Here is a 20,304-nt window from a genome sequence, read left to right on the forward strand (position 1 = left end):
GGGGAGTAGGGGAGTAGGGGAGTAGGGGAGTAGGGGAGTAGGGGAGTAGGGGAGTAGGGGAGTAGGGGAGTAGGGGAGTAGGGGAAGCGTTCCCTACTCCCTTACTGCCCTACTCCTCTCTCTATGCTGCCAGATCGCGCAGCACGTATTGCAGGATGCCGCCATTCTTGAAGTAGTCGAGCTCGTCCAGCGTATCGATGCGGCAGATGATCGGAACCTCTTTGACGCTGCCGTCGCCGTAGGTGATTCTGGCGGTCATCTTCTGCCGCGGCTTGATGTTGCCCAGTCCGTCGATCTCAACCAGTTCGTCGCCCTTGAGGTTGAGCGAGGCCCATGAGGTGCCTTCCTCGAAGACGAAGGGGATGACGCCCATACCGACAAGATTGGAGCGGTGGATGCGCTCGAAGGATTGGGCGATGACGGCGCGGACGCCCAGCAAATTGGTGCCCTTGGCCGCCCAGTCGCGCGACGAGCCGTTGCCATATTCGACGCCGGCGAAGATGACCAGCGGCACGCCTTCCTTCTTGTAGCGCATGGCGGCGTCGTAGATCGATTCCTCTTCTTTCGACGGGTAATGGATGGTGTAGCCGCCCTCGCGGCCGTTCTCGCCCAGCATGTGGTTGCGGATGCGGATGTTGGCGAAGGTGCCGCGCATCATTACCTCATGATTGCCGCGGCGCGTGCCGTACTGGTTGAAATCGGCGACGCCGACGCCGTGGTCGGTGAGGTACTTGCCGGCCGGGGAGGCCGCCTTGATCGAACCGGCCGGTGAAATGTGGTCGGTGGTGATCTTGTCGCCGAACAGACCGAGCACACGTGCGCCCTTGATATCGCCGATCTTGCCGAAGCCTGACGTCATGCCGGCGAAATAGGGCGGGTTCTGCACATAGGTGGAATTGTCGTCCCAGGCATAGGTCTGGCCTTCCGGCGCCTTGACGTTCTGCCAGTACTCGTCGCCCTTGAAGACGTCGGCATATTTGCGGGCGAACAATTCGCGCGTGACGTTCTTCTCGATGAATTCCTGGATCTCGACCGAACTCGGCCAGATATCCTTGAGATAGACCGGATTGCCGTTGCGATCCTCGCCGAGCGGCTCGGTGGTCAGATCCTTGGTCACGGTCCCAGCCAGCGCGTGGGCGACGACCAGTGGCGGCGAGGCGAGATAGTTCGCCTGCACGTCGGGCGAGACGCGGCCTTCGAAATTGCGGTTGCCGGACAAGACTGCCGCAGCAATCAAGCCCTTATCATTGATGGTCTTGGAGATCGGCGCCGGCAGCGGGCCGGAATTGCCGATGCAGGTGGTGCAGCCGAAGCCGACCAGGTTGAAGCCGATCTGGTCGAGTTCCTTCTGCAGGCCGGATTTTTCGAGATATTCGGCCACGACCTGGCTGCCCGGCGCCAATGAGGTCTTGACCCACGGCTTCTGCTTGAGGCCGAGCCGGTTGGCGTTGCGCGCCAACAGCCCGGCGCCGATCAGCACGCTCGGGTTCGAGGTGTTGGTGCAGGAGGTGATGGCGGCGATGACGACATCGCCATGGCCAAGATCGTAGTCCGTCCCCTCGACGGCATAGCGCTTGTCGATTTCGGCGGCCTTCTTGTATTCGGTCTCCATGGCCTTGGCGAAGCCGGCCGGAATGTCTTCAAGTGCGACCCGGCCTTCCGGCCGTTTCGGGCCGGCCATTGACGGGACGACGCTGCCGAGATCGAGCTCCAGCAGGTCGGTGAAGACCGGATCGGCCGAGCCGGCATCGCGCCACAAGCCTTGCGCCTTCGAATAAGCCTCGACCAGGGCGATGCGGCTTTCGTCGCGACCGGACATGGTCAGGTAGCGGAGGGTTTCGCTATCGACCGGGAAGAAGCCGCAGGTGGCACCATATTCCGGCGCCATGTTGCCGATGGTGGCGCGATCGGCCAGCGTCATGTTGGACAGGCCCGGACCGAAGAATTCGACGAACTTGCCGACGACGCCCTTCTTGCGCAGCATCTGGGTGACTGTGAGCACCAGGTCGGTGGCGGTGACGCCTTCCCTCAGCCTGCCGGTGAGGCGAAAGCCGATGACTTCCGGCAGCAGCATGGAAACCGGCTGGCCGAGCATCGCGGCCTCCGCCTCGATGCCGCCGACGCCCCAGCCGAGCACGCCAAGACCGTTGATCATGGTGGTGTGCGAATCGGTGCCGACGCAGGTGTCGGGATAGGCGGTGGTCTCGCCGTCTTCGCTGTTGGTCCACACCACCTGGCCGAGGTACTCGAGATTGACCTGATGGCAGATGCCGGTGCCGGGCGGCACCACGCGGAAATTGCGGAACGCCTGCTGGCCCCATTTCAGGAATTTGTAGCGTTCCTCGTTGCGCTCATATTCAAGCTCGACATTGCGGGCGAAAGCCAGCGGCGTACCGAATTCGTCGACGATGACCGAATGGTCGATGACCAGATCGACCGGCACCAGCGGATTGATCTTTTGCGGGTCGCCGCCGAGCGAGGCCATGGCGTCGCGCATGGCGGCAAGGTCGACCACAGCCGGAACGCCGGTGAAATCCTGCATCAGAACGCGGGCCGGGCGATAGGCGATCTCGACGCCGGCAGTGCCTCGGTCGGTCAGCCAGCCGGCGACCGCCTGGATGCTCTCCCTGGTAACGGAACGGCCGTCCTCGTTGCGCAGCAGGTTCTCCAGCAGCACCTTCATCGAATAAGGCAATTGGGCAATGCCTGTGAGGCCGTTCTTTTCGGCCTCGACAAGGTCATAGTAGATGTACTCGGTGCCGCTGGCGGTCAGCGTGCGGCGGCAATTGAAGCTGTCGAGTGATTTGGACACGTGCGATCCCTAACTGTCGGTTGCCGGGAGGGAACGGACGCCAGTGGGCATGCAAATCACGCGCAAAGGTGCGGGTACGGCCATTTCCGCTGTCCGTTCCCAAGCGTCCGGGCCGTTCAAGGCGGCACGCGCGCTGGTTCGGCGCAAATTCGGTTCCCGTGCCGACCGCTGGCACGGATGATGCGGATATAGAGAATTTTCTGGAATAGTTCTAGACACGGAATCGCCATTTTTGCTGCGGCGCACCGAAGCCGCACTTGAACTTTTCGGCGAAGGGGAACGGATGCGGCTGATCGCCGAAAATCTGGGCGGCGAACGCGGCGGCGAGACGGTATTTTCCGGCATCGAATTCGCGCTGGGGGATGGCCAGGCGCTGGTCGTCACCGGGGCGAACGGCGCCGGCAAATCGACGCTGCTCAGGATCGTCGCTGGTCTGTTGCCGGTGGCGGCAGGCCGTGTGCGGTTCGAAGGTGGTGGCGAAGACTTTCCGTCGGCCGCCTCGGCCTGTCACTATCTCGGCCACCTCAACGCGATGAAGACGGCGCTGAGCGTTAAGGAGAATCTGTGCTTTTGGCGCGATTTTTCGGGCGCGGGTTCTGCGGGTGTCGAGGAGGCGCTGGAAACCGTCGGCCTGGGCCGCATCGGCCATCTGCCGTTCGGCTATCTCTCGACCGGGCAGCGCCGGCGCGCGGCGATCGCAAAACTGCTGGTCAGCCATCGGCCATTGTGGCTGCTTGATGAGCCGACCGCAGGACTGGACAAGGCTTCGGAGGAGAGAGTCGGCGAATTGATGGAGAAGCACCTCGAGAGTGGCGGGATCGTGGTCGCGGCGACGCATTTGCCGCTGGGGATCGAGCGGGCACAAGGGCTGGTGATGGGCGAGGCCGTTTGATGTTGGTGCTCTACGGCGCCGCCCTCCGTCCTGCGACGGAACTCCATCCTTTGCTTGGCCTTCACGCCTGCATCGGGACCAAACCATAATGTGGTCCCTCTTCCTGCGCGACATCCGCCTGAGCATCCGCGCCGGCGGCGGAGCGCTGACTGGAGTGATTTTCTTTCTCGCCGTCATCGCGACCATCCCCTTCGGCGTCGGTCCCGACCTGAGGCTGCTGGCCCGCATCGGCCCGGCGATCCTGTGGATTGCCGCCTTGCTTGCCTGCCTGCTCGGCCTCGACCGGCTGTTCCAGGCTGATCGGGAAGACGGCTCTCTCGATCTTCTGGTGCTTGGCAACGACCGGCAAATGCTGGCCTTGACCGTGCTGACGAAATGCCTGGCGCATTGGGCGGGAAGCGTGCTGCCGCTGGTCGTCGCCGCTCCCCTGCTCGGCCTGTTCATGAATATGGAGCCGGCCGGCATCGGCGCCACGGCGCTGACGCTGCTGGTCGGCACGCCGGCTATTACCTTCATCGGTGCCGCCGGTGCTGCGGTGGCGGTAGCGTTGCCGCGCGGCGGGCTGCTGATCTCGGTGCTGGTACTGCCGCTGACCATTCCCGTGCTGATCTTCGGCGTATCGGCAAGCTATGGCGCGGTAGCTGACCCCGATCCGTTCCTGCAGCCCTTCCTCATTCTTGCCGCGCTGACCCTGTTCCTTGCCGTGCTCGGGCCGGTGGCGGCGGCGCTAGCGCTGCGGCACGGAACAGATTGATGTTGGCTTCAGCTCATCCCTGCGGCGCGGCGAACAATTGCGGAGCCGATGGCGCGGCGTTAAGAGAAGACATGTCGGAACAAGGCGAGACGGACGGTTTGGAAAGCGCCGCGGAGCGAAAAGCATGAGCGTACACGCGCTTTATGTCGCCGCCGCCTATGCGATCACGGCCGTGGTGCTGGGCGGGCTGATCGGCTGGATCCTGCTGGACCAGCGCGGCCGCAAGCGAGAACTCGCCGAGCTGGAAGCATCCGGCGTGCGCCGGCGCTCCGATAGGGCAGTCAAGTCATGAGCACGGAAACGGAAACACCGGCGCGCCGCCGCCTGATCGTGCTGCTGCCGCTGCTGGTCTTTCTCGGGCTGGCGGGATTGTTCCTGGCGCAGCTCTTGTCCGGGCGCGACGTGTCGGAAGTGCCGTCGGCGCTGATCGGCCTGCCGGCGCCGCAGACCAACCTGCCGGCGCTCGAGGGCACCAATTTGCCGGGCCTCGATTCAAAACAGTTCGCCGGCAAGGTGACGCTGGTCAACGTCTTCGCGTCGTGGTGCGCGCCGTGCCGCGAAGAGCACCCGGTGCTGCTGGCGCTGTCGCAGGACAGACGCTTCGTGATGGCAGCGTTGAACTACAAGGACCAGCCGGAAAACGCCCGTCGGTTCCTTGGCGATCTCGGCAATCCGTTCCAGGCGATCGGCGTCGACCAGGCCGGCCGCACGGCGATCGACTGGGGTGTCTACGGCGTGCCGGAGACCTTCGTCATCGGCAAGGATGGCAAGATCGCCTACAAGCATGTCGGGCCGCTGACGCCGGACTCGGCGCAGACGCTGCTGCTGCCGGAGATCGAGAAGGCGCTGGCCGTGCCGGGCTGATTGCCCGCCGTTTGTGATAGGTCGACCGAAGACTCAGCCGTAGATCTGCTTGTGGACCTGGTAGAGCATTTCTGAGCGGTCGGCGCGCATGTCGGCGAGGTCGCGGCTGGTGAAGCTGTCGATTTCGGCGACGAGGCGGTTGTAATGCCGGCGCTTGGCGATGCCGGCGCGAGCGCGGCTCATGAGGCTGTCGATGATCATAGCGAGTCTCCTTTTGCGCCGCATTTGCGGCCAGTTGTTCCTCCCTTGATCGATACGAAGCATGACATAGTTATGGTGCGTTGCAAAAATAAGATGTTGCAATGCACCATTGCGCTGGGCGCATAGCCGGTTAACCGGATGTGACCTGCCGTCCGGGCCAGCATTCGCTTCCACAATGCTTCTGACGCATCATCGATCTTGCCATATCGATCGCAGGCTGGCTTGATCGCGCCTCGCCAAGCGACTGCTACCGGGAGGAACCATGGCCAGCGAATTCTACGAAGTTCTCGATCCGCGCTTTTCGCGGCTGTTCAATGGCAATGCACAGGTCGACAGGCTGTTTACCGGCTGCCGATGGGCGGAAGGACCGGCCTGGTTTGCAGCCGGGCGTTATGTGGTCTGGTCCGACATCCCGAACAATCGCATGCTGCGTTACGACGAGACCGACGGCAGTGTTAGCGTGTTCCGTCAGCCGTCGGGCAATTCCAACGGCAACACCGTCGACCGGCAAGGCCGGCTGGTTACTTGCGAGCATTCCGGCCGCCGCGTCAGCCGCACCGAGCATGACGGCTCGGTCATCATCATCACCGACAAATGGCGCGGCAAGCGGCTGAACTCGCCCAATGACGCGGTGGTCAAGTCCGATGGCTCGATCTGGTTCACCGATCCGAGCTACGGCATCGATACCGATTACGAGGGCGACAAGGCCGAAAGCGAGATCGGCGCCTGCCATGTCTATCGGGTCGATCCCAGCACCGGCGAGACCGATGCGGTGATCACCGACATGGTCAGACCCAACGGACTCGCCTTCTCGCTCGACGAGCGCCAACTCTATGTCGCCGACACCGGCCGCACGCATGGTGCGCAAAACCCGGCGCACATCCGGGTGTTCAATGTCGGCCAGGACGGCAAGACGGTCTCAGGCGGAAAGGTCTTTGCCGACTGCACCGCCGGCCTGTTCGACGGCTTCAGGCTGGATGCGGACGGCCGCATCTGGACCAGCGCCGCCGACGGCATCCACTGCTACGATCCAGACGGGACGCTGATCGGCAAGGTGAAGGTACCGGAAGTCGTTGCCAATTGCGTGTTCGGCGGCAACAAGCTGAACTGCCTCTATATCGCCGGCACGACCTCGCTCTACATGGTCCGGCTCATGGTCAACGGCGCCAAAACCTACTGAGCGGACGCCAAGCATATCCAAGGGAGGGACCCATGCCATTCGTGAACATCCGCCTGGTCAAGGAGGTGATTGCCGATGACCCGGCCGGCAAAAAGGCCGCGATCGCCGCCCAGGTGACAGCGGCCATAACGGGCGTCACCGGCCTGACCAACAACGATGTCTGGGTGGTCTTCGAGGAGGTCGCTGCACGCGACTGGTTCGTCGGCGAAACCGACGTCGAGACGCGGAGAGACAAGGGTTGAGCGCCGCTCAGCCAGCGCGGATGAACTCGGCGAAATCCGAAACGGCGCCGCGCATCGCCAGCCGGTTTTCCGGTTCCGCCAGGATTTTCTCCACCTCCGGCCGCCTCTTGCCGAGCAGCGCGATTTCGAGCGCTGCTTCCTCATAGAGCGCGAAAGACATTGTCCACATGACCTCGACCAGTGCGGCGCGGGCAAACAGCGAGCGCGGCGAGGCATGCACCAGCGTGGCTGGCTTGCCGACGGCGGCATCGCGCGACACCAGCCAGTCGAGCGCGTTCTTCAGGCCGCCTGGCACGCCGTGTGCGTATTCCGGGCAGGAGACGATGACGCCGTCAGCGGCGGTGACCGCATCGATCAGCGCCGCTGCTTGCGGCGGCGTCCGCTCGCCTTCGTCGTCGGGGTTGAAGATCGGTAGCCGACCAAGCCCGTCATAGACGGAGACGTGACAGTCCGGCGGCGCGTTTTGCGTGAGGGCCGCGACCAGGGCCGAATTGGTCGAGGCGGCGCGCAGGCTGCCGGAAATGGCGAGAATGTTCAGCAAAGGGACCGGCTCGGCGATTCGTTGCTGGGCACGCTACCACATGGTCTGCTTGTAATCCTCGTCAAGCCAGCGGTCGGTGGCCTCCGCCGTTTCGGCAAGCGCCAGCTGGTCGCGCAGGATCTGGCCGAGCGTCGGCAGCGTCGCGCGGTCGTACCAGGTTTCGGGCTTCCACAGTTCGGAGCGCATGAAGGCCTTGGCACAATGCATGTAGGCAGCCTTGACCGTCACCACGACCACGCTTTGCGGTGCCTTGCAGTCGACCGCCAGTCGCTCGCGCAATGCCGCATCGACGGTGATGCGGGCATCGCCGTTGACACGCAGCGTTTCGTTCATGCCGGGAATGAGGAAGAGCAGCCCGACCGAGGGATTGAGAAGGATGTTCTCCAGCGTGTCGAGCCGGTTGTTGCCCGGCCGGTCGGGGATGGCGATGGTCTTCTCGTCGAGCACTGCCACAAAGCCCGGCCTGTCGCCCTTGGGCGTCACATCGGCATTGCCGGCGCCGTCGGACGAGCCGATCAGCACGAACGGGCTCTTGCCGATGAAGGAACGGCAGTGGCCGTCCAATGTCTTCAATTCCTTGCGGATCGAGCCGTCGGTCGGCCGAGGCGTCTTGTAGATCGTCCTCAGCTCGTCGCGCGTGATGATGAATTCCATCCTCGTCCCCTCCTATTCTGACGCAATTCCCCAGGGAAACCGCAGCACACACCTTTTCCTGGAATTGCTACTTGCTGGCCTTTCCCGCTTTCTCGGTCTTGTCCTCGAGCGAATGGCGCAGGATCAGCGGCATCTGGCTGAAGGTGAACAGAAGCGTGATCGGCATGATGCCCCAGACCTTGAAGGTAACCCATGTATCGGTGGAAAAATTCCGCCAGACCGCTTCGTTGACAAGGGCTAGGAACAGGAAGAACAGGCCCCAGCGGAAGGTGAGCTTGCGCCAACCCTCGGCGTCGAGATTGAAGGCCGATTCGAAGACATAGCCGAGCAGCGATTTGCCGAAGAACAGGCCGCCGAGCAGCACGCCGCCGAACAGCGTGTTGACGATGGTCGGCTTCATCTTGATGAAGATATCGTCCTGCAGGTAGAGCGTCAGCGCACCGAAGATGAAGACGACGACGCCCGACACCATCGGCATGATCGGCAAGGTACGGGTGAGCAGCCAGGAGGCGATCAGCGCGACCGCGGTCGCGGCCATGAACAGGCCGGTGGCGACGAAGATCGGTCCGCCGAACTCGCCCAGCGCCGGGAATTTCTGCACCAGCCATGCGCCGCGCGCATTGGCGAAGAAGAATACCATCAGCGGGCCAAGCTCCAGCACCAGCTTGAGCAGCGGATTGACGGCTTCCTTCTTCTGCTTTTGCGGGTCGGATGGGTCGCGTTCGAGAATGGGTGGGCTCATAAGGTCCTTCTTACGCATGATTCAATCCAAAAAGCCTGCACCTTATTGGGATCATGCTCGTCAAGCCACGCCAGCGATCGCCCTGGCGAATTCGCTTGCGGAAAAGGGTTCGAGGTCGTCGACCTGTTCGCCGACGCCGATGAAATAGACCGGCAATTTGTGCTTTGCCGCGATCGCCACCAGAATACCGCCGCGCGCCGTGCCGTCCAGCTTGGTCATCACCAGGCCGTTGACGCCGGCGACATTGCGGAAGATCTCGACCTGGTTGAGCGCGTTCTGGCCGGTGGTGGCATCGACCGTCTGCAGCACCGTGTGCGGCGCTTCCGGATCGAGCTTGCCCAGTACGCGGACGATCTTTTCCAGTTCCGCCATCAGTTCGGTCTTGTTCTGCAGCCGCCCGGCGGTGTCGATGATCAGCACGTCGGAGCCGGCCTCCTTCGCCCGCTCGAATGCGTCATAGGCGAGGCCAGCGGCGTCGGCGCCGAGCTTCGAGGCAATGACTGGCGAGTTGGTGCGCTCGCCCCAGATCTTCAGCTGCTCGATGGCGGCTGCGCGGAAAGTATCGCCGGCGGCGAGCATCACCGAGAGGCCGCCATCGGTGAGCTTTGCGGCGAGCTTGCCGATAGTCGTTGTTTTCCCGGTGCCGTTGACGCCGACCACCAGGATGACATGCGGCTTATGGCTGAGGTCGAGTTCCAGCGGCATGGCGACATGGGACAGCACCTTCTCCACCTCGGCCGCCATGATGGCGCGGACTTCGGTATCGGAGACGTCCTTGCCGTAGCGGCTGGCGGAGAGTGCATCGGTTACGCGCAAAGCCGTCTCCATGCCGAGATCGGCGCGGATCAGCACGTCCTCCAGGTCCTGCAGCGTGTCCTCGTCGAGTTTCCGCTTGGTGAAGACGCCGGCGATGTTGCCCGACAACTCCCGGGAGGAGCGCGCAAGCCCGTCTCGCATGCGCTGGAACCAGGAGCGCCTCGGCGCCGGTTCGGGCGCCTTCTGCGGCTCGGCTTTCTGCTCGACCTTCTTGGTTACGGTGACTTTGCCGGGGGCGGGCTTTGGCTCCGGCGATGGTTGCGGGACGGCCTCCGGCTCGGGCGCGATCTCGGCGAGCGGCGGCTTCGTCTCGACGGGCGCTGGCTGGCGGATCGGCGGCGGGATTTCGGCCGGCGGCGGCGCTTCGGGTGCTGGTGGCGTGATTTCGGCAGCGGGTGCCGCGTCTTGCGCAGGTTGGCGCTGCCCCTCACCCTTACCCTCTCCCCCTAAAGGACGGGGAGAGGGGGGCGTCAGCGCCGGAGCTTTTTCTTTGCCGCTTTCAAAACGAGCCTCGGCGTGACGATCAGCACCCTTCTCCCCGTCACTATACGGGGAGAAGGTGCCGGCAGGCGGATGAGGGGCAGCGCCACGTTCGGATGGCGGAGGCTCAGTCTGGACGATTTCTGGCTGCGTCGGCTCTGGCTCAGGAATTTCCTCCGGCTCTGGCTCCGGGGCTGGCTCGGGAACGACGGGAGCGGCGTCTGACGCCGTCTGTTCGGCAGGCGCCTCTGGCTCCTCGACCGGAGCGGGTTCTGGCTGGATGTCCGGCTCGGGCGGAAGGGTCGGCGCAGGTTCGGGCTCGGCCTCTTCAACAGGCGCCGGCTGCGGCGCGGGTGCTTCCGCCTCGACCGGCGGTACGGCTTCGGCATCGGGGCGAGGCTCTTCGCGTTTCAAAAACTCCGGAACGGTCTGCTCGGCGGCCGGCTTCAGCGCCTCCAGTTCGTCCCATTTGATCGGCGGCAGCGGTGCGGTCTCGTCGGGCCGCTCCTCGACCACTTCCTTCTTGCCGAACGAAAATATCTTCTTGAAAAAACCAGCCATGTCTTGCGCTCTCAGACGGCGCGGGCGGCAAGCGGCGCGGCGATCAGTCTGATACCGTCATGGCCGGCGATATCAGCCTCGACGATGTCGCCAGGCGCGCCCGCCGACAACACGGCCAGCGTAAACCCCTCGGTGCGGCCAAGGCCGTCACGCTCGACCAGGATCGATTGATGCGTTCCGGCGAGCGAGGCAAGATGGCGGCGATAGGCGGCCTCGCCGGCGGTGCGCAGGCGTGCCGCGCGTTGCTTGACGACGTCGCGGCGGAGCTGCGGCATGCGCGCGGCGGGCGTGCCTTCGCGCGGCGAAAACGGGAAGACATGAAGATGCGTCAGGCCGCATTCCTCGACGATCTCCAGCGAGTTTTCGAACATGGCGTCCGTCTCGGTCGGGAAGCCGGCGATGATGTCTGCGCCGAAAACGATACCGGGGCGCAGTTTGCGCACATCCTCGCAAAAGCGGATCGACTGGTCGCGGTTGTGCCGGCGCTTCATCCGCTTCAGGATCATGTCGTCACCCGATTGCAACGACAGATGCAGATGCGGCATCAGCCTGGGCTCGGTGGCGATGGCGTCCAGCAGATCGTCGTCGGCCTCGATCGAGTCGATGGAGGAAAGCCGCAGGCGTTTCACGTCGGGCACCTGCTTCAGGATGGTCTTGACCAATTTGCCAAGCTTCGGCGCGCCCGGCAGGTCGGCGCCGAAACTGGTCATGTCGACGCCGGTCAGCACGATCTCGGCATAACCATTGCCGACGAGTCGCTTGACCTGCTCGACCACGGCGCCCATCGGCACCGAGCGCGAATTGCCGCGACCGTAGGGAATGATGCAGAAGGTGCAGCGGTGGTCGCAGCCGTTCTGCACCTGGACAAAAGCGCGTGCCCGGCCCTCGATGGCGTCGACCATGTGGGCGGCCGTCTCGCGCACCGAAAAAATATCGTTGACGCGCGCCTTTTCGGTGTCGTTGATGCCGAAATCGGGCAGCGCGCGATAGGAATGCGCCTTCAGCTTTTCCTCATTGCCGAGGACGAGGTCGACCTCGTCCATGGCGACGAAATCCTGCGGGCCGGTCTGCGCGGCGCAGCCGGTGACGATGATGCGGGCGGCCGGGTTCTCACGGCGGGCTTTTCTGATCGACTGCTTGGCTTGGCGTACAGCCTCGCCGGTGACGGCGCAGGTGTTGAAGATGATGGCGCCGCCTTCGAGGCCGCCGAGGCCCGCACTTTCGGCTTCACGCCGCATCACCTCGGATTCATAGGTGTTCAGCCGGCAACCGAAGGTGACGACCTCGATACCCTTGTTGCCAAGAGGAGCCATCAGGCGGCGCTTTCGGTGTCGCGCGCCCAGGCCCCGGTCGCCGGATCGAAGCTGCCGGAAAATTCCCATTCGGCGGCACCGGTGAGGATGACGTGGTCGTCGTCGCGCCACAGAACATGCAGCGAGCCGCCGCCGGGCGTCATCAGCGTGACGCTGCGGCCGGTGCGCCGGGTGCGGGCCGCGGCGACCACGGCGGCGCAAGCGGCCGAGCCGCAGGCCCTGGTCAGGCCGGCGCCGCGCTCCCAGGTGCGGATGATCATGGTCTCCGGCGAAGTCACCTGCGCGATGGTGATGTTGGCGCGCTCGGGGAAGATCGGGTGGTTTTCGAGCAGCGGGCCGAAGCGCTCGAGCTCGTAGGACCAGACGTCGCGGTCGACCCAGAAGATAGCGTGCGGATTGCCCATCGAGACGACCGACGGCGAATGCAGCACCGGGGCATCGATCGGGCCGATCTGCAGCTCGATCATGCGGGTGTCGCGGAATTCCTCGGCCAGCGGGATGTCCTGCCAGCCAAAGCGCGGCCTGCCCATGTCGACCGAGATCATTCCGTCGGCATGTTCCTCGGCGTTTAGGATGCCGGCGACTGTTTCAAAGGCAAATGTCTTCTGGCCGGTCTCGGCGGCGAGCGCTTGGACGACACAGCGCATGCCATTGCCGCAAGCTTGCGCGCTGGTCCCGTCGGAATTCAAGATATCGATGAAAAAGGCGGTGCCCGGCGTCCTGGCGTCGTGGATCGCCATGATCTGGTCGAACCGGGTCGACGTGTCGGCATTGAGGGCGACGGCTGCTGCAGACGTCACGCGATCGGCACGGCCACGCATATCGGCAACGATGATTTCGTTGCCGATGCCGTTCATCTTGGCGAAAGGGGCCGCGCTTGCCATCGATCGAAAGGTCTCTTGCCGGTTTGGCGCCTATATGGCGGATAGCGGCAGAAATTACCAGCGCGGCGTGATTTTCACGTCACCGCGAAGACGCCAAGCACGATCAGCAGGAAGATGATCAGCACGATGCCGATGAGGATGCGCGCGCCGGTGGCGGCGGCTCCGGCCAGTGCCGGCATGCCGAGCAGGCTCGCCGCGGCCGCGATAATCAAAAGAATGATAATCCACCTGATCATAAGAGGCACCTCGCAACCGACAGGTTTGAACAACCTACAAACGTCTATGTGATGCCTCAGGTTCCGCCGCGCTAAACCTCCGGTACGTCCCATACTTCGCCCGGCCGCAGGGCGCGAAAACGTTGCCGCGGCAGGCCGGCAGCATCGAGCGCTTCGCCGAGCTTTCTGGGCGGCTCCTCGATCGGCTCGTTGGTGAGCCGGAACGTGCCCCAGTGACAGCCGGCGGCATAGGCGGCGTTGCACAAAAGCATGCCTTGCACCGCCTCTTCCGGATCCTGGTGATGAGGCGCCATGAACCAGCGCGGCTCGTAGGCGCCGATCGGCAGGATGGCGAGGCGGAAGCCGCCGTGCTTTTGCGCCATCAGCCGGTAATTGATGCCGCCGTGGAAGCCGGTGTCGCCGGCGAAATAGATCTTTGCGTCGGATGTCTCGACGACGAAACCCGCCCACAGCGCCATGCGCCGGTCGCGGGTACCGCGGGCCGACCAGTGATGCACCGGCTCGACATGGACGGCGACGCCATCGCCGATATCGACCCGGTCGCCCCAGTCATGCGCGGAAAGCCGCATACCGGGCACGGCGGCGCCGATGATTGTGTCGTTGCCGAGCGGCGTCAGCAGCAGCGGGTCGTGTCTTGCCTTCAGGCGCTTCAGCGTGGCGAGGTCGAGATGGTCGTAATGGTTGTGGCTGACCAGCACGAGGTCGATCGGCGGCAAATGCGAAAAGGCGATGCCCGGCGGATTGACGCGTTTCGGCCCGGCGAAGGAGAGCGGCGAGACACGCCGCGACCAGACCGGATCGGTCAGGATGTTCAGGCCTGCTGTCTGGACGAGCAGCGAGGAATGACCGACCATGGTGAGGCGCAGCGCAGAACCATCGATGCGCTCGACCGGTCTTGCCGGCGGAAACGGGCTCGGATCCGCCGTCGGCCATTTCGAGCGCTCGCGGCTCAGTTGCCACTTCAACAGATCGGCAAAGCGACCCGGCGGCCGTCCGCCGGGATTGAAGAACAAGGTGCCGTCGAAATGATCGCTGGGCGGCCCGCTGTAATAGCGGTTGGCGGCTCTCTTTCTCGCGACCAAGAAATCGGCTCCCTGCAGTTTGCTGATCGCCAAGAGATAATGCCGGAGCCGGCCCGCACAAGCATTTGAGGTGAACGCCAAGGAAACGCGAAGGATTTGACGCCAGCGCGCCGCATCGCATCAACCGGATGTGCCGGCAAAAGGCCAAGGCGCGACGCAATTCAGGCAATGTGCATTTTGCGACAAAATTGCAACATTAGCGGCGCAAACCGTATTTTAACCATATCGGGTTGAAATTTCGCCACCTTCTCCATCTTGGTGAGGGGGACATTGCGCGGACGGCTTCCCCAGCCCGATCCGACGGAGGTTGAAGAATGAAATTTTCGAAAACCGGCCTGCTGGCCGTATCGCTGGCCGCGCTCGTTGCGAGCGGCTGTTCGACCTCGCGGTTCTCATCGATGGACGAGCAGCAGCCGGCGCCGCTGGAAGCTGCGCCCGCCGGCAAGGTGACTGCAAACCAGTTGCCGCCACCGGCGACACCCGGCGCGGCCGACCCGTCGAAATTTCCGACTGCGCCGCAGAACACGCAGGTCGCCTCGCTGCCGCCCGACGGGACGGCGCCGGCCGGTGCGGCCGACCTGACCGCCTCAAGCGTCGCTGGTGTGTGGAAAGCAAGCGTGTCCGGCCAGAGCTGTCAGGTGGCGACGCCGCAGACCAAATTCGGGTCGGGCTACCGCGCCGGACCGCTGCATTGCCCGGCGCCGATCGACGGCATCAAATCCTGGAATGTCGCCGGCAAGCAACTGACGCTCTATGACGAGAATGGCGGCACGCTGGCACGGCTTTATTCCTCGGGCGGCGAGAAATTCGACGGCCAGACTTCCAACGGCCTGCCGATCTCGCTTACAAGGTAAGAGAACGGCCCCCATTGTTACGCAATTCCGGACAGAAAACCGCCACACCCTTTTCTTGGAATTGCTCCGGAACGACGTGACCGATGCATCTGCGTGACGGCCTCCAGACCCATGCGACCGTCAAGCAGCGGTATGACCATCTGGTCGAGACGGGCGCCATCGGGCGCGATCCGGCGCAGGAGCGGATCGCCGCTGCGCTCGACCGGCTGATCGACGAGATATCGGCAAAGCGGCTGGCGCATAAATCAAGCGCGCTGGGGTGGTTGTTCGCCCGCAAGCGCGAGGGGCACGAGGCGGTCAAGGGCCTCTATATCCATGGCGGCGTCGGCCGCGGCAAGACCATGCTGATGGACATGTTCTTCGAGCTGCTGCCGGTGCGGCGCAAGCGCCGCGTGCATTTCAACGATTTCATGGCCGACGTGCAGGACCGCATCCAGAAGCACCGGCAGGCGCGTAAAGAGGGTACGGTCAAGGAGGACGACCCGATCCCGCCGGTGGCGCGCGCGCTTGCCGAGGAAGCCTGGGTGCTGTGCTTCGACGAGTTTTCGGTCACCGACATCGCCGATGCGATGATCCTGTCCAGGTTGTTTTCGGCGTTGTTTGCCAATGGCGTGGTGCTGGTCGCCACCTCCAATGTCGCGCCGCAGGATCTCTACCGCGACGGCCTGAACCGTCAGTTGTTTTTGCCGTTTGTCGCTATCCTGGAGCGCCACGCGCACGTGCTGGCGCTGGACGCCGACAAGGATTACCGCCTAGACAAGCTCAGCCGCATGCCGGTCTACATCACCCCGGCCGATGCCGCCGCCGACCATGCGCTCGACGAGCTGTGGGCGGTGATGACGCATGGCAGGCCGACGGCCGAGACGATGCTGACGGTTAAGGGCCGACACGTCGTGGTGCCGCGTGCTGCCGGCGAGGCGGCGCGGTTTTCGTTCGCCGATCTCTGCGAGAGGCCGCTCGGGGCCCGCGACTATCTTGCCATTGCCAGCCGTTTCTCGACCATCGTCATCGACCGGGTGCCGGTGCTCGGCGAAGGCAAGCGCAACGAAGCCAAGCGCTTCATCCTGCTGGTCGATACGCTCTACGATCATCATGTACGGCTGGTGATGAGCGCCGCGGCACCGCCGGCGCAGCTCTATACGGCCAAGCGCGGCAACGAAGTCTTCGAGTTCGAGCGCACCGCATCGCGGCTGATCGAGATGCAGAGCCACGACTGGCTGGAGAACTGGGCGGAGAGGCACAGGGCGCAGGGATCATCGACCGAGGCACGGCAGGCTCAGGCGTGAGGGATAGTACAGAAGAGGCCCCTGCCGCCGGCGCCTATAACCGATAAATATACATGACGAACCCCTCCGCCGGCCCACGCGGCTCTTTTCGCGACTCGTAAAGTGCGCGAGCAGCAACATTGTCCGGCTCGGTGCCGACCCACGCCTCCTCACAGCCATGCTCGCAACCGAGTGCGAACATGGCGTCGAGCATCCTCGTCGCAATGCCCTGGCGTTGAAAGGCCGGCGCGACGCCGACCTCGTCTATGTAGAGTTCGCTCACCTTGTCAGGGTGGCGGTGGACGACGGCTGCGCATTGGCCAACGACGATGCCGCCGGCGAGGGCCACGACCATGAAATGACCGGGCTCCGCGAGATAGGCGGAGAGCCGATCCGGCCTGACCGGCTCGTCGAAGACTTCGTCGGCAACCCGCATCAAAAGAGCGTCATCGCCAGGAAACAGCCTTCTGATTTCCAGTGCCATTGTGTAGAATTCCTCTAGTCGGCTTCAGAATTTTGACGTTTACGTAATTCCCATTGTTTCTAACCGATTGAAATTATTCACTGCAAAATAATCGTTTGAATTTTTGTGCGGCCGGGGCTATTGCGTGCGGCGAATTTCGCGGTTCCGCAGCATTCCGGCCTCTTCCTCCGACGCCGTCATCAAATCGTCAAGGATTTGGGCGCCGTCATAGTCAAAGGGAAAACATCCTGACATGGCACGCAACAAGATAGCGCTCATCGGCTCGGGCATGATCGGCGGCACCCTCGCCCACATGGTCGGCCTCAAGGATCTCGGCGACGTCGTGCTGTTCGATATCGCCGAAGGCATCCCGCAAGGCAAGGGGCTGGACATCGCGCAGTCGTCGCCGGTCGATGGGTTCGACTCCAGGCTGACCGGCGTCAACGACTATGCCGGCATCGAGGGCGCCGACGTCTGCATCGTCACCGCCGGCGTGCCGCGCAAACCCGGCATGAGCCGCGACGATCTTCTGGGCATCAATCTGAAGGTGATGGAGCAGGTCGGCGCCGGCCTCAAGAAATACGCGCCGAAAGCCTTCGTCATCTGCATCACCAATCCGCTCGACGCCATGGTCTGGGCGCTGCAGAAGTTTTCCGGCCTGCCCAAGAGCCATGTCGTCGGCATGGCCGGCGTGCTCGACAGTTCGCGCTTCCGTTATTTCCTGGCCGAGGAATTCAAGGTCTCGGTCGAGGACGTCACCGCCTTCGTGCTCGGCGGCCATGGCGATTCCATGGTGCCGATGATCCGCTATTCGACGGTTGCCGGCATCCCGTTGCCCGACCTCATCAAGATGGGCTGGACCTCGAAGGAGCGGCTCGACCAGATCGTGCAGCGCACCCGCGACGGCGGCGCCGAGATCGTCGGCCTGCTCAAGACCGGCTCTGCCTTTTATGCGCCGGCCGCCTCGGCCATCGCCATGGCCGAAGCCTATCTCAAGGACAAGAAGCGGGTGCTGCCCTGTGCGGCGTACCTCTCCGGCCAATATGGCGTCAAGAACACCTATGTCGGCGTTCCCGTGGTGATCGGCGCCGGCGGCGTCGAGCGGATCATCGAGATCGAGCTCACTAAGAACGAGCAGAAGATGTTCGACAATTCGGTCGCGGCGGTGCAGGGCCTGTGCGACGCCTGCGTCAAGATCGCTCCACATCTCGCGGCCAAGTAAGCCGGTAACCAAGCCCGCCAAGCAAGCTGGAGACATAGCGCATGAACATCCATGAGTATCAGGGCAAGGCGCTGCTGAAAGGCTTTAGCGCACCGGTGGCCGAGGGAGTGCCGGTGTTCAAGGCGAGCGAGGCGGAAGCTGCCGCCAAGGCGCTGCCCGGCCCACTCTATGTGGTCAAGAGCCAGATCCATGCCGGCGGCCGCGGCAAGGGCAAGTTCAGGGAACTCGGGCCCGATGCCAAGGGCGGCGTCAGGCTGGCGAAGTCGGTGGCCGAGGTCGTCGCCAACGCCAAGGAGATGCTCGGCCACACGCTGGTCACCAAGCAGACCGGCCCGGCCGGCAAGCAGGTCAACCGGCTCTATATCGAGGACGGCGCCGACATCGAGCGCGAACTCTATCTGTCGATCCTGGTCGACCGCTCGGTCGGGCGCGTCGCCTTCGTCGTCTCGACCGAGGGCGGCATGGACATCGAGGCGGTCGCCCACGACACGCCGGAAAAGATCATTACCGTCGCCATCGACCCGGAAAAGGGCGTGACGGCCGACGATGTGAAGAAGCTCAACGCCGCACTGAGGCTCGACGGCGACGCCGCCAAGGACGGCTCCACGCTGTTTCCGATCCTCTACAAGGCGTTTGTCGAGAAGGACATGAGCCTGCTCGAGGTCAACCCGCTGATCGTCATGAAGAGCGGCCGGCTGCGCGTGCTCGACGCAAAAGTGTCGTTCGACAACAATGCGCTGTTCCGTCACCCGGACGTGCTTGAATTGCGCGACACCACCGAAGAGGACGAGAAGGAGATCGAGGCGTCGAAATACGACCTCGCCTATGTCGCGCTCGACGGCAATATCGGCTGCATGGTCAACGGCGCCGGCCTTGCCATGGCGACGATGGACATCATCAAGCTCTACGGCGCCGAGCCCGCCAACTTCCTCGATGTCGGCGGCGGCGCGTCGAAAGAAAAGGTGACGGCGGCGTTCAAGATCATCACCAAGGATCCGGCGGTCAAAGGCATCCTGATCAACATCTTCGGCGGCATCATGAAGTGCGACATTATCGCCGAGGGCGTCATCGCAGCAGTCAAGGAGGTCGGCCTGCAAGTGCCGCTGGTGGTGCGGCTGGAAGGCACCAATGCCGAGCTCGGCAAGAAGATCATCAACGACAGCGGACTGAACGTGGTGTCGGCCGATGACCTCGATGACGCAGCCAAGAAGATTGTCGCGGCGGTGAAGGGCTGAGGCAGTCGATGATTTCTCCCCGGCCTCTGTGTGCAATTGTGTTCGGCTGCATGGCCGTTCCATCGCAATCAGAAGAGATTTCGGATGCAGTCGTGCTCTATGGGAAAATTTGCATCGCGTCTGATGGTGATTTGATGAGAAGCGAGCAATTGGCTCTAGAGAACGGGTTTTCGATCCGTTCCAACGATTTCGGCATAAAAACGCTCAATCGCGACCAATCCGGAAACCTGTCTAAGCCTTTTGTGACCTTGAGGTCTGCGAGAAGAGATGGAAGTGGTCCTGCGATAGATGTTTGCGAGGTTTTTGGGACTACGACTCGGATATCAGAGTTCGATAACTATGTCCGATCGCAAGGTTTGGTCGAAATACCAAGAGAACAAATTATTGATGATCTGCCGGACCAAACCTTGATGCGGCTCTTTGTAAGCAAAGAATGTGAGACTTCGGTTCAAAAAGACGGAAAGTGCCGTTTTATCGGAACGATAAGCGACCAGCCGCTGGATGGTAAGCTGACAGGAGTTTTTCGTTTCGGGTCTAATTCTCCGCATCATGGGGTCAGTCCGGAATGACCCGCGGCCAAATTTCGAGCGAGGATGACGGTCCTCAGCGTGAAGGAATGAGCCTGTGCCTTCCCACAAGATAAATCTCATCGAGGCGGCGGATCAGAAGATCAAGAAGGTCTTCGATCCGCATATTGCCGGCGACGTGAATGACAGCCAGGTCAAGATCGCCAAGTTCGGCGAGGTCTTCGACTGGCACGCGCACGACGATGAGGACGAAGCATTCCTGGTGCTGCGCGGCCGCATCGCCATCGATTTCCGCGACGGCACGGTGGAACTTGGCAGCGGCGAGTTCATCGTCGTGCCGCGCGCCGTCGAGCACCGGCCGCGCTCGCTGAGCGAGGAACCTGTCGTGCTGATGTTCGAGCCGGCGACGACGCTCAACACCGGCAACGCCAAAAGCGACCTCACCGTCGCCGACCTGAAGCGGTTGTGACCATGAGCGCGCGGC

At 63.2% G+C, this 20,304-nt stretch carries 23 protein-coding genes; 12 read left to right on the forward strand and 11 right to left on the reverse strand.

What is annotated here, in order from left to right:
* Window positions 1-121: 121 nt before the first annotated feature.
* On the reverse strand, window positions 122-2,812 hold the full coding sequence (gene acnA / locus NKJ35_RS20455) for an aconitate hydratase AcnA (protein WP_352649353.1): 2,691 nt from the start codon (window positions 2,810-2,812) through the stop codon (window positions 122-124).
* A gap of 283 nt (window positions 2,813-3,095) precedes the next feature.
* On the opposite strand from acnA, the gene ccmA reads away from it, so the two are divergent.
* The 4 genes from ccmA to NKJ35_RS20475 all read left to right on the forward strand — a co-directional run bounded on the left by ccmA (window position 3,096) and on the right by NKJ35_RS20475 (window position 5,322).
* Window positions 3,096-3,704, forward strand: a complete 609-nt coding sequence (gene ccmA, locus NKJ35_RS20460; RefSeq protein WP_352649433.1) for a heme ABC exporter ATP-binding protein CcmA — start codon at window positions 3,096-3,098, stop codon at window positions 3,702-3,704.
* A gap of 88 nt (window positions 3,705-3,792) precedes the next feature.
* On the forward strand, window positions 3,793-4,458 hold the full coding sequence (gene ccmB / locus NKJ35_RS20465) for a heme exporter protein CcmB (RefSeq protein WP_352479674.1): 666 nt from the start codon (window positions 3,793-3,795) through the stop codon (window positions 4,456-4,458).
* A 124-nt stretch (window positions 4,459-4,582) separates the two neighbouring features.
* Window positions 4,583-4,750, forward strand: coding sequence for a heme exporter protein CcmD (gene ccmD / locus NKJ35_RS20470; protein ID WP_254817863.1), 168 nt, complete (start codon window positions 4,583-4,585; stop codon window positions 4,748-4,750).
* Window positions 4,747-5,322 carry a DsbE family thiol:disulfide interchange protein gene (locus NKJ35_RS20475; protein ID WP_254817862.1) on the forward strand — a complete coding sequence of 192 codons (576 nt, stop codon included), beginning with the start codon at window positions 4,747-4,749 and terminating at the stop codon, window positions 5,320-5,322. Before ccmD ends, NKJ35_RS20475 begins: the two co-directional genes overlap by 4 nt.
* 33 nt (window positions 5,323-5,355) lie before the next feature.
* On the opposite strand, the gene NKJ35_RS20480 is transcribed toward NKJ35_RS20475, so the two are convergent.
* Window positions 5,356-5,523, reverse strand: coding sequence for a hypothetical protein (locus tag NKJ35_RS20480; protein ID WP_352649354.1), 168 nt, complete (start codon window positions 5,521-5,523; stop codon window positions 5,356-5,358).
* A 262-nt stretch (window positions 5,524-5,785) separates the two neighbouring features.
* On the opposite strand from NKJ35_RS20480, the gene NKJ35_RS20485 reads away from it, so the two are divergent.
* Both NKJ35_RS20485 and NKJ35_RS20490 read left to right on the forward strand, forming a co-directional pair.
* The gene (locus NKJ35_RS20485; RefSeq protein WP_352649355.1) at window positions 5,786-6,703 is read left to right on the forward strand and encodes an SMP-30/gluconolactonase/LRE family protein; all 918 of its coding nucleotides are present in this window, start codon (window positions 5,786-5,788) and stop codon (window positions 6,701-6,703) included.
* A gap of 32 nt (window positions 6,704-6,735) precedes the next feature.
* Entirely contained in the window at window positions 6,736-6,945 is a 210-nt protein-coding gene (locus NKJ35_RS20490) for a tautomerase family protein (RefSeq protein ID WP_352649356.1), read from the forward strand.
* 7 nt (window positions 6,946-6,952) lie between these two features.
* On the opposite strand, the gene NKJ35_RS20495 is transcribed toward NKJ35_RS20490, so the two are convergent.
* From NKJ35_RS20495 to NKJ35_RS20530, 8 genes are all read right to left on the reverse strand, one after another.
* The gene (locus NKJ35_RS20495; RefSeq protein ID WP_352649357.1) at window positions 6,953-7,486 is read right to left on the reverse strand and encodes an NADPH-dependent FMN reductase; all 534 of its coding nucleotides are present in this window, start codon (window positions 7,484-7,486) and stop codon (window positions 6,953-6,955) included.
* 33 nt (window positions 7,487-7,519) lie between these two features.
* Window positions 7,520-8,140, reverse strand: a complete 621-nt coding sequence (locus NKJ35_RS20500) for a pyridoxamine 5'-phosphate oxidase family protein (protein WP_352649358.1) — start codon at window positions 8,138-8,140, stop codon at window positions 7,520-7,522.
* Between the two features lie 67 nt (window positions 8,141-8,207).
* Window positions 8,208-8,882: a septation protein A gene (locus tag NKJ35_RS20505; RefSeq protein ID WP_352649434.1), complete on the reverse strand. Its 675-nt coding sequence runs from the start codon at window positions 8,880-8,882 to the stop codon at window positions 8,208-8,210.
* 60 nt (window positions 8,883-8,942) lie between these two features.
* Window positions 8,943-10,739, reverse strand: coding sequence for a signal recognition particle-docking protein FtsY (ftsY, locus tag NKJ35_RS20510; RefSeq protein WP_352649359.1), 1,797 nt, complete (start codon window positions 10,737-10,739; stop codon window positions 8,943-8,945).
* Between the two features lie 11 nt (window positions 10,740-10,750).
* Complete coding sequence (gene mtaB / locus NKJ35_RS20515) at window positions 10,751-12,052, reverse strand: tRNA (N(6)-L-threonylcarbamoyladenosine(37)-C(2))-methylthiotransferase MtaB (RefSeq protein ID WP_352649360.1); 1,302 nt, start codon at window positions 12,050-12,052, stop codon at window positions 10,751-10,753.
* Window positions 12,052-12,936 carry a diaminopimelate epimerase gene (gene dapF, locus NKJ35_RS20520; RefSeq protein ID WP_352649361.1) on the reverse strand — a complete coding sequence of 295 codons (885 nt, stop codon included), beginning with the start codon at window positions 12,934-12,936 and terminating at the stop codon, window positions 12,052-12,054. Before dapF ends, mtaB begins: the two co-directional genes overlap by 1 nt.
* A gap of 74 nt (window positions 12,937-13,010) precedes the next feature.
* Window positions 13,011-13,172: a DUF1328 family protein gene (locus NKJ35_RS20525; protein ID WP_031195454.1), complete on the reverse strand. Its 162-nt coding sequence runs from the start codon at window positions 13,170-13,172 to the stop codon at window positions 13,011-13,013.
* Window positions 13,173-13,243: 71 nt separating this feature from the next.
* Window positions 13,244-14,254, reverse strand: a complete 1,011-nt coding sequence (locus NKJ35_RS20530) for an MBL fold metallo-hydrolase (RefSeq protein WP_352649362.1) — start codon at window positions 14,252-14,254, stop codon at window positions 13,244-13,246.
* Window positions 14,255-14,568: 314 nt separating this feature from the next.
* On the opposite strand from NKJ35_RS20530, the gene NKJ35_RS20535 reads away from it, so the two are divergent.
* Window positions 14,569-15,108 carry a protease inhibitor Inh/omp19 family protein gene (locus NKJ35_RS20535; RefSeq protein ID WP_352479663.1) on the forward strand — a complete coding sequence of 180 codons (540 nt, stop codon included), beginning with the start codon at window positions 14,569-14,571 and terminating at the stop codon, window positions 15,106-15,108.
* Window positions 15,109-15,191: 83 nt separating this feature from the next.
* A complete protein-coding gene (gene zapE, locus NKJ35_RS20540) occupies window positions 15,192-16,394 on the forward strand; it encodes a cell division protein ZapE (RefSeq protein ID WP_352649363.1) in 1,203 nt (400 codons plus the stop codon).
* Between the two features lie 34 nt (window positions 16,395-16,428).
* Here the strand turns inward: zapE and NKJ35_RS20545 are convergent, their stop codons facing one another.
* Window positions 16,429-16,857, reverse strand: a complete 429-nt coding sequence (locus NKJ35_RS20545) for a GNAT family N-acetyltransferase (protein WP_352649364.1) — start codon at window positions 16,855-16,857, stop codon at window positions 16,429-16,431.
* A 232-nt stretch (window positions 16,858-17,089) separates the two neighbouring features.
* Between NKJ35_RS20545 and mdh the strand changes: the two genes are divergently transcribed.
* Genes mdh through NKJ35_RS20565 form a run of 4 tightly spaced genes read left to right on the forward strand, consistent with a single transcriptional unit; the run spans window position 17,090 to window position 20,289 of the window.
* A complete protein-coding gene (gene mdh / locus NKJ35_RS20550) occupies window positions 17,090-18,058 on the forward strand; it encodes a malate dehydrogenase (RefSeq protein WP_352507328.1) in 969 nt (322 codons plus the stop codon).
* Between the two features lie 41 nt (window positions 18,059-18,099).
* The gene (sucC, locus tag NKJ35_RS20555) at window positions 18,100-19,293 is read left to right on the forward strand and encodes an ADP-forming succinate--CoA ligase subunit beta (RefSeq protein ID WP_352649365.1); all 1,194 of its coding nucleotides are present in this window, start codon (window positions 18,100-18,102) and stop codon (window positions 19,291-19,293) included.
* Between the two features lie 8 nt (window positions 19,294-19,301).
* Entirely contained in the window at window positions 19,302-19,862 is a 561-nt protein-coding gene (locus tag NKJ35_RS20560; protein ID WP_352649366.1) for a hypothetical protein, read from the forward strand.
* Window positions 19,863-19,917: 55 nt separating this feature from the next.
* Window positions 19,918-20,289, forward strand: coding sequence for a cupin domain-containing protein (locus NKJ35_RS20565; RefSeq protein ID WP_352649367.1), 372 nt, complete (start codon window positions 19,918-19,920; stop codon window positions 20,287-20,289).
* Window positions 20,290-20,304: the final 15 nt, after the last annotated feature.

It is taken from the genome of Mesorhizobium sp. M0136, from assembly GCF_040322515.1.
In the GTDB taxonomy this organism is placed as follows: Bacteria; Pseudomonadota; Alphaproteobacteria; order Rhizobiales; family Rhizobiaceae; genus Mesorhizobium.